At 50.8% G+C, this 7,859-nt stretch carries 6 protein-coding genes; all 6 read left to right on the top strand.

The features are described from left to right. The first annotated feature begins 125 nt into the window (after positions 1 to 125). The 6 genes from DBO31_RS07695 to glmS all read left to right on the top strand — a co-directional run bounded on the left by DBO31_RS07695 (position 126) and on the right by glmS (position 7,633). A complete protein-coding gene (locus DBO31_RS07695) occupies positions 126 to 608 on the top strand; it encodes an Rrf2 family transcriptional regulator (RefSeq protein WP_059075593.1) in 483 nt (160 codons plus the stop codon). 175 nt (positions 609 to 783) lie between these two features. Next, positions 784 to 1,608, top strand: coding sequence for a diadenylate cyclase CdaA (cdaA, locus tag DBO31_RS07690; RefSeq protein WP_059075594.1), 825 nt, complete (start codon positions 784 to 786; stop codon positions 1,606 to 1,608). After that, a complete protein-coding gene (locus tag DBO31_RS07685; RefSeq protein ID WP_059075595.1) occupies positions 1,608 to 2,525 on the top strand; it encodes a YbbR-like domain-containing protein in 918 nt (305 codons plus the stop codon). Before cdaA ends, DBO31_RS07685 begins: the two co-directional genes overlap by 1 nt. Before the next feature lie 14 nt (positions 2,526 to 2,539). Continuing rightward, positions 2,540 to 4,147 (top strand): NAD(P)/FAD-dependent oxidoreductase, encoded by a 1,608-nt coding sequence (locus tag DBO31_RS07680; RefSeq protein WP_200817496.1) that lies wholly within the window; start codon positions 2,540 to 2,542, stop codon positions 4,145 to 4,147. Next, positions 4,148 to 5,503: a phosphoglucosamine mutase gene (gene glmM / locus DBO31_RS07675; RefSeq protein WP_113855084.1), complete on the top strand. Its 1,356-nt coding sequence runs from the start codon at positions 4,148 to 4,150 to the stop codon at positions 5,501 to 5,503. Positions 5,504 to 5,803: 300 nt separating this feature from the next. Then, complete coding sequence (gene glmS / locus DBO31_RS07670) at positions 5,804 to 7,633, top strand: glutamine--fructose-6-phosphate transaminase (isomerizing) (RefSeq protein ID WP_059075598.1); 1,830 nt, start codon at positions 5,804 to 5,806, stop codon at positions 7,631 to 7,633. Positions 7,634 to 7,859 lie beyond the last annotated feature (226 nt).

Raw genomic sequence — 7,859 nt, 5'->3', positions numbered from 1 at the left:
TCAAAAAAATAGGGAATATTGTGTCAAAAAAACTATACGAATTTAGTGAATTATTGTATAATAATAAGCAAGGATAACGATGGAGCTGGTTAGTCATAGTCCCATCAGCAAGGAGGAATTTTGCTATGAGGTTGAATCAGGCAACAGATTACGCGTTTCGTATGGTATTGTACCTGGCATCTTTGCCGGAAGGAACAAAAATAACGGGAGCTGCCCTGGCAGAAAAACAGAATATACCGGAACGCTTCTTGTTAAAAATCATGCGCAGTCTGACGGCTGCCAATATCATGAAATCATACCGGGGCGTAGAAGGAGGATTTGCCCTCCAGCGCGCACCGAAAGATATTACCCTTTTTGATATCATTGAAGCCGTAGAAGGACAGACGGAATTACAGCGCTGCCTTCATGATGTGGGATCGTGTTCCAAAGGATGCAGCGGCATGTGTTCCATTTACGCGGCCTTTGCCGGTATTCAGCGTAATCTGGCCAAACAATTGAAATCGTATAATTTTGAAGACCTGGCGAATCAGGAAAAGGCCATAAAGAACGCCGAAGAAGCTGCCAAAGCGGCTGCTGCCCCGGACGAAGACAAAGCAAAAGCGGAATGACCATATTGATATGGAGACTGGTGCTGAAGTACGATTATCTTCAGTGCCAGTTTTTATTTGCTTCAGGTCAGGGAAGAAGCTCTTTTCAGCGCCCCTGAAATATTGTACAATAAAAATACTGCATGAAATGTCTCATGTACGTACTGTCTTCAGATATTATATCAGGGAGTGTACTATGTATTTACCAATTCAGGGATTCATCAGCAGTTTCCGCCTGCTCGATGTTGTAGATATTCTGCTCGTCGCTTTCTTTTTATATAAAATGCTGATCCTGATCCGTAATACGCGGGCTGTGGCCCTTATCAAAGGCCTCATCGTCCTCGGTGCCGTTACGGTAATCAGCAGCAGCCGCTTTCTCAATCTTCACGTCATCAACTGGATGCTTCAACAGGGCATGATGGTCATCATGTTTGCCTTGCCTGTCGTATTCCAGCCGGAATTGCGCCGTGCCCTGGAGCAAATCGGCCGCGGCCGCCTCATCCGTTCCAGCCAGGTCGTCGATATGGAAGCACTGGAGCGGCTGCTCGATGAAATCGTAGCTGTTACGGAATCCATGTCCAAAACTCATACGGGGGCACTCATCGTCTTTGAACGGGATGTCGGCCTCAATGATTATATTGACACGGGCATTCAGATTGACGGTAAAGTGTCGCGGGAACTGCTGGGAAATATTTTTATTCCCAATACGCCGCTCCACGACGGAGCGGTTATCATCCGCGATGACCGCATCATGGCGGCGGGGTGTCTGCTGCCGCTTACCAGTGACCGTTCCCTTTCGACGGAATTGGGGACGCGCCACCGGGCCGCTATCGGTATCAGTGAACTGGCCGATGCTGTCGTCGTAGTAGTCAGTGAAGAAACGGGATCGATTTCTTACACATACGGCGGCCACATTTACCGTCATCTCGACGGCACGGCACTGCGCAACGTTCTTATGACATTCCTCAAACGGCAGCCTCAGGGGCTGGCCAACATATTGAAATGGAGGCCGATGAAATAATGATCAAGCTCAATCAAAAATGGCAGCTGCGCATCATCTGTCTCATTCTGGCCATTGTCCTCTGGTTTGTCATCATCAATGAACAAAACCCGACGAGCGAAGGCAGCTATACCGTACCGGTCACCGTAGAAAATCTCAATTCCCAGTATATTGCGGCCAATGTCCCCAAGACAGTCTACGTCCGCCTTTCCGGTCCGCGCAATACGATTATTAACGTTGGTGCATCGGATATCAAGGCCTATATCGACCTCTCCAACGCCCAGGAAGGTGAAATGGAAGTCCCGATACACGTACAGATTCCCAATGGGACGGAACTGAAGAAACAGGCACAGAATTCGGCAAAAATTTATATTGATGTCTATGCCGTACAGGAATTCAAACTGACGCCTCATCTCAACGGCAAGCTACCCGATAATGTAGCTATCAGCAGTCTGCGCATGGTGCCCGATACAGTCGTCGTCAGTGGAGCCCGCCGCCTTATTCAGCAGGTAGACCGGGCCATCATCGATATTCCGGTCGGTGATAAAAACCAGGACTTCTCGGTCATGGCACCGATTCATCTGGTCCATGCCGATGGATCTCCTGTAGATGGGCTGGAAATGACGCCGTGGCAGAGCAAGGTCAATGTGAAACTGCTGACCGATGCCGTGACCAAACGGGTCCCGGTCTATGTGACGACGACGGGGGACCCGGCTGACGGGTATACCGTAAAGCGTGTCAGTCCCATTCCGGAAAGTGTAGAAATACGCGGACGGTCTGATGTCGTCGGTACCGTGTCAGGCATCAATCTGGCAGCAGTCAATGTCAGCGGTATCAGTGAAACGAAAGACTTTGAAATGTCTGCGCCATCCATTGATGGGGCCGTCTTTGCGCCGGATACGATTAAAGTCACCGTTGAAGTCGGCAAGGACGATTAAAGGAGAGAATCATTTTGCTCAGAGTACTAAATATACGGACCGCCGTTCCGATGGAAAAGCCGCTCCCGGTCCTGGCAGCGAAGAAATTACGCTGCCGTAAGGAAGACATACAGCGTCTGGTCATCGTACGGCGTTCCATAGATGCCCGCCGGAAACCGCACATCTACTTTGTGTTTACGGTCGATGTCACCCTGGCTGACGAAGCGCGGGTATGGAAACATTGCCACGACGCCAAAGACGTTCGAAAACTAGAGATCCGGCCTGAACCGCCGATTCATCCTGGAAACCGGAAACTGGCCCACCGGCCGGTCGTCGTCGGTACCGGTCCGTCTGGTCTGGCGGCAGCCCTGGAATTGGCCCGTCATGGATACCGGCCTGTAGTCTATGAACGAGGCTGCGATATCGATACGCGGACACGCCATGTAGAAGAGTTCTGGGATGGCGGTCCCTTCCGTCCCGAGTCGAATGTACAGTTCGGTGAAGGCGGAGCCGGCACTTTTTCAGACGGAAAACTGACGACGCGGGTCAATCACCCGTTGCTGCCCAGGATACTCCAGATGTTTGTCCAGGCCGGGGCACCGGAAGATATCCAGTATGCCTATAATCCTCACGTAGGTACGGATATCCTGCGACGCGTCGTAAAGAATATGCGCCAGACTATCGAACGCATGGGCGGGACCATTCATTTCAACAGCTGTGTGACTGATATCGGCAGAGACGATACGGGGCAGATTACTTCAGTTACCATCAATGGCACGGAGACGGTCCCGGCAGAGGTCGTCATCATGGGAATCGGGCACAGTGCCCGAGATACGTACCACATGTTGTACCAGCAGGGAATCCATATGGAACGGAAAGATTTCGCCGTAGGCGTACGCATCGAACATACCCAGGACTTGATTGATCATTCCCAGTATGGCTGCAGCGCAGCTGAGCTGGGACTGGATGCCGCCGATTATGCACTCGTATATCATGATAAACAAAGCGACCGGTCCTGCTATTCCTTCTGTATGTGTCCCGGCGGCGTCGTCGTAGCGGCCGCGTCAGAAGAAGGCGGTGTCGTGACCAATGGCATGAGCTTGTACAAACGGGATAGTGGTATTGCCAACAGCGCTCTCGTCGTCAATGTGACGGCCGATGACGTGGGCGGTTCGACGCCACTGGCGGGAATAGAATTCCAGCGTCGCTATGAAAAGCTGGCCTATGAAGCAGGCGGCAGGACATATAAGGCACCGGCACAAACGGTAGGATCGTTCCTGGGACGGGACGATACGGGGCAGATGCCGTCTGTCACGTCTTACCGGCCCGGCGTCGTCTGGACCGATCTGCGCCGCGTTCTGCCCGGCTTTGTGACTGATACGCTGGCAAAGGCCCTGCCATATTTTGGCCGGCGTATTCATGGCTTTGACGATCATAACGCCGTCATGACGGGCGTAGAGACCCGGACCAGCGCTCCGGTACGGATTGTCCGGGGAGAAGACCGTATGGCTGATGGCAGCAGCGGCCTCTATCCTGTCGGCGAAGGAGCCGGATATGCCGGAGGAATTATGAGTGCTTTTCTCGATGGTCTGGAAACAGCTATCGCAATTATAACTATATATCAACCGTTGGAGGGAAAATAAATGGCAAGATTGTTTGGAACTGATGGAGTACGAGGTATAGCAAATGATACATTGACGCCGGAACTGGCATATCATCTGGGACGGGCGGCTGCGTACGTACTGGGGCAGGAAAAAGAACATCCCACATTCCTTATCGGCAGGGATACGCGTATTTCCGGAACGATGCTCGAAAGCATCCTGGCAGCAGGGATTACCTCGGCAGGGGGAAACTGCTATCTTGTCGGTGTGATCCCGACACCGGCCATTGCCTATCTGACACGGGTCCATCATCTCGACGCTGGCGTCATGATTTCGGCTTCCCATAATCCGTTTGAATACAATGGTATCAAATTCTTTGACCAGTACGGATATAAACTGCCCGATGAAACAGAAGACCGCATTGAAGAATACATGCTCAAAGATGAACGTTCCGGTATCCAGAGCCGTCCGACCGGCGCAGCTATCGGTACGATTTCTAACTGGACGAATCTGCAGGATGAATATGAAGATTTCATCGTCCAGTCTACCGATGTCGACCTGACAGGACTAAAAATCGTCCATGACGGGGCCAATGGATCGGCTTCCCAGCTCGGTCCGGATATCTTCCGCCGGCTCGGTGCGGAAGTCATCGCTATCCACCATGAACCCAATGGCATCAATATCAACGACCACTGCGGTTCTACCCATCTGGAAAGCCTTAAAGAAGCAGTCCTGCAGAACGGTGCCGATATCGGTATCGCCAATGACGGCGATGCCGACCGCTGCCTGGCTGTCGATGAAAAAGGACAGGAAATGGATGGCGACCAGATTATGCTCCTCTGCGCCCTGAAATTGAAAGAAGAAGGGCGGCTGAAACAGGATACGGTCGTCGGTACGGTCATGAGCAATATCGGTTTCCACAAGGCCCTGAAAGAAATGGGGTGCCAGAGCGTCATCACTGCCGTCGGGGACCGTTATGTCCTGGAACGGATGCGCAAAGATGGCTATTGCCTGGGAGGCGAACAATCGGGACATATTATTTTCCTCGATTATAATACGACGGGCGATGGCCTGTTGACGGCTGTGCAGCTGCTGTCTATCATGAAAACACGCCAGAAGCCTTTGTCTGAACTGGCAGGAATCATGACGAAATATCCGCAGATCCTGAAAAATGTCACCGTACAAACGAAATCGGGCTGGGAAAATAACAATCTCATCATGGCGGCTATCGCTGCCGGGGAAGAAGAACTGGGTGATGAAGGCCGGATCCTCGTGCGTCCGTCCGGAACGGAACCGCTTATCCGCGTTATGGCGGAAGGCCCGGATCTGGACCAGCTGCAGCGCATCGTAGACGATATCGCCCTCGTCGTAGAACATGAAATGGGACCGTCGAAATAAGCGCGGGTATTGACCAGAGTCATAGCTTATATTAAAATAAGGGAATGGAGTATACTACTTCATTCCTTTTTATTCGTTTAGGAATCCATTCGTAAAATGGATAGCGCTAGTGCCTGCGTGAGGAACAGGCAGACGAGGTAGAGAAGTATCGAAGATTCAGCGGATGTCTCTCGGCAGCTCCGGCCGTCATGTAATGAAAAAATCACACTGGTAACAGGGTGGACAAAATCATTGCAGGGAGCGCACAGGGGTAGTGCGCCTATTTTACGGCGCAGCCCCGGAAAACAGGAGGAAAAAATTATGTGTGGTATTGTTGGTTATGTTGGCGACCGCCAGGCGGCAGATTTTCTTTTGGAAGGCCTTGCTAAATTAGAGTACAGAGGCTATGATTCTGCTGGCATAGCTGTATATCATGATGGAAAAATAAAAGTACAGAAAAAAGTGGGCCGGCTGGTCAACCTGAAGAAAGTTGTCGAACAGGACCCCAATATCGGGACTATCGGCATTGGTCATACCCGCTGGGCTACCCATGGCGGCCCTTCTGATGTCAATTCTCATCCTCATATGAGCATGGACGGGAAATTTGCAGTCGTCCACAATGGCATCATTGAAAACTACATGACGTTGAAAGAAGAATTACTGGCCAAAGGCTATCAGTTCAAATCAGAAACGGATACAGAAGTCGTGGCTCACCTCTGCTCTGACATGTATGATGGTGACTTTGCCAGCACGGTCCGCCGGGTCCTGAAACGGCTCCGTGGCTCTTATTCCCTGGTCTTCATGAGTACCTATCAGCCCGATACGATTATCTGTTGCAAAAAGGATAATCCGCTTATTGTGGGACTCGGCGACGGGGAGAATTATATTGCATCGGATATACCGGCTATTCTCAACTATACGCGCCGGACGTATATCATGAACGATGGCGAAGTCGCTATTGTCAAAAAAGACAGCGTCTGGGTAACGGATTTGGACGGGCAGCCTGTTTCCAAAAAAGTATTTGAAGTCAATTGGGATGCTGAAGCTGCTGAAAAAGGCGGCTTTGAGCATTTTATGATCAAAGAAATTTTTGAACAGCCCAAGGCTATCCGTGATACCCTGAGCTGCCGCGTGGCGGACGATGGCAAATCGGTTAAATTCGACGAACTCAACTGGTCGCCGGAAGATGTCAACTCTATCGGAAAGATTATGATCACCGCCTGCGGTACGGCTTATCATGCTGGGCTGCTGGCTAAGTATTTCATTGAAAAACTGGCCCGCATTCCCGTCGAAGTAGACATTGCTTCAGAATACCGCTATCGCGATCCCCTGACAGATAGCAAGACGCTGTGCATTATCATCAGTCAGTCCGGGGAAACGATTGATACACTGGCGGCACTCAAAGAAGCAAAACGGCGGGGAGCCCGCTCTCTGGCTATTACCAATGTCGTTGGCTCGTCTATCTCCCGGGAAGCAGACCAGGTTGTTTATACCTGGGCAGGCCCGGAAATTGCTGTAGCATCGACAAAGGCCTATACGACACAGCTCGTAGCATTGCTGCTGCTGGCACTCTACATGGGTCGTCTCAACGGGCAGCTTAGCGCAGAAAAAGAAACAGAGATTCTTCAGGATCTGCAGAAGGTTCCGGAGCAGTGCCAGTATATCTTTGACCATGCCGATGATGTGAAACAGCTGGCAGAAAAATTCAAGAATAAAGAAGATGTCTTTTTCATCGGCCGCTCTATGGATTATGGCCTGGCCATGGAAGGGGCTTTAAAACTGAAAGAAATTTCCTACATCCATGCCGAAGCCTATGCCGGTGGTGAACTGAAACACGGTACCCTGGCCCTGATTGTTGACGGTGTCCCCGTCATAGCCCTGGCTACCCAGCGGGATGTAGAAGAAAAGATGATAAGCAATATCAAAGAAGTCAAGGCCCGCAATGCCCAGGTAGTAGGCGTCGTGCAGGATGATGACACGGAAGTGGCCAAGACGGTGGACTATATCATCAAAATCCCCAAATCGGATAATTTTGTCATGCCCGTCATGACGGTTATTCCCCTGCAGCTGCTGGCGTACTATGCAGCCGTAGTCAGAGGAAATGATGTAGACAAGCCGAGAAATCTGGCTAAGAGTGTTACTGTAGAATAAGAATCAGGTGTATAAAGCCGACAGGTGAATGAAAGAGCGTTCGCCTGCCGGCTTTTTTAAAAAATCCCTTGACAAGAAGGGAAGAGTGGGATATACTAAACAAGCTGTTGAGCGGACGGGAAGGTTCCCTTCCTCCTATCAAAAGTATTTCAAAAAAAGTGCTTGACAAACTCCTGTGAGTTTGTTAAGATATACAAGTCGCCGCGATGAGCGATGAACTTCCTTC

Source organism: Megasphaera sp. DJF_B143 (assembly GCF_900320625.1).
GTDB classification, from domain to species: domain Bacteria; phylum Bacillota; class Negativicutes; order Veillonellales; family Megasphaeraceae; genus Megasphaera; species Megasphaera hexanoica.
Note: the sequence above shows the minus strand (reverse complement) of the source record. Positions and strands in the feature narration are given on the sequence as shown.

Coding starts and splice junctions, on each gene's coding strand:
- DBO31_RS07695 (WP_059075593.1), top strand. CDS start 126: ATGAGGTTGAATCAGGCAACAGATTACGCGTTTCGTATGGTATTGTAC.
- cdaA (WP_059075594.1), top strand. CDS start 784: ATGTATTTACCAATTCAGGGATTCATCAGCAGTTTCCGCCTGCTCGAT.
- DBO31_RS07685 (WP_059075595.1), top strand. CDS start 1,608: ATGATCAAGCTCAATCAAAAATGGCAGCTGCGCATCATCTGTCTCATT.
- glmM (WP_113855084.1), top strand. CDS start 4,148: ATGGCAAGATTGTTTGGAACTGATGGAGTACGAGGTATAGCAAATGAT.
- glmS (WP_059075598.1), top strand. CDS start 5,804: ATGTGTGGTATTGTTGGTTATGTTGGCGACCGCCAGGCGGCAGATTTT.